Consider the following 1,079-nt stretch of genomic DNA (forward strand, 5'->3'; position numbering starts at 1 on the left):
CGACGTGGCCGCCGTCCAGGCACGCCTCGAGGTCCCGCTGCCGGCGGACCGTCGGCCGACCGACTGGGAGCGCAGCACGCGCGGCCTCGAGGGCGCGCACTGGGCGACCGCCGACATGGCGTACCGCCGCGCCGCGCTCGAGGCCGTCGACGGCTTCGACGAGCGGTTCCCGCGCGCCTACCGCGAGGACGCCGACCTCGCCCTGCGCGTCCGCCGCGCCGGCTGGCGGCTGGAGCGCGGCACGCGCGTCACGACCCACCCGGTCCGCCCTGCGGACGATGCCGTGAGCGTCCGCGTCCAGGCCGGCGCCGCCGACGACGCCCTGATGCGCGCCCTGCACGGCCCGGCGTGGCGCGATGACGCGGAGACCGGCCGGGGCCGGTTCCCCTGGCACGTCGCGACGGTCGGTGCTGCCGCGCTCGCCGTCGGCGGCACCGTCCTGCGCCGCCCCCGCCTGGCCGCCGCGGGCGGGACCGCCTGGCTGGCCCTGTTCGCCGACTTCGCGCGGGTCCGGATCCAGCCCGGGCCCCGGCCGGGCGAGGAGGGCTGGCGCGCGGAGTGGCAGCGCATGCTCCTGACCAGCGCGCGCATCCCGTTCGCTGCGGTCCGGCACCGCCTCACGGGCACGCTCGCGCACGGCGGGGCGCTCGGCCGGCCGGTCGAGGCGACACCCTGGCCGCTGCCCGTCGCCGCCGTCCTCTTCGACCGCGACGGCACCCTCGTCCACGACGTCCCGTACAACGGCGACCCGGACCAGGTGCGGATCGTCGACGGGGCGAGCGCCGTGCTCGACGCGCTGCGCGCCCGCGGGGTCCGGGTCGGTGTCGTGACCAACCAGTCGGGCATCGCCCGCGGCATCGTCACCGCCGCCCAGGTCGACGCGGTGAACGCCCGGATCGAGGCCGAGCTCGGCCCCTTCGACACGTGGCAGCAGTGCCCGCACGGCTCCGACGACCGGTGCGCGTGCCGCAAGCCCGGGCCCCTGCTCGTGCTGCGTGCCGCCGCCGCGCTCGGCGTGCACCCGGCCGCGTGCGCCGTCGTCGGCGACATCGGGGCGGACATGGGCGCCGCGGCCGCCG

1 protein-coding gene is annotated in these 1,079 nt (G+C 79.1%); it reads left to right on the forward strand.

Annotation, left to right across the window (positions count from 1 at the left end; genetic code table 11):
* Window positions 1-1,079: HAD-IIIA family hydrolase (locus N866_RS22550; protein ID WP_034229838.1), on the forward strand; the 1,079-nt coding region annotated here is incomplete at both ends.

The sequence above is a fragment of the Actinotalea ferrariae CF5-4 genome (assembly GCF_000603945.1).
GTDB lineage: Bacteria > Actinomycetota > Actinomycetes > Actinomycetales > Cellulomonadaceae > Actinotalea > Actinotalea ferrariae.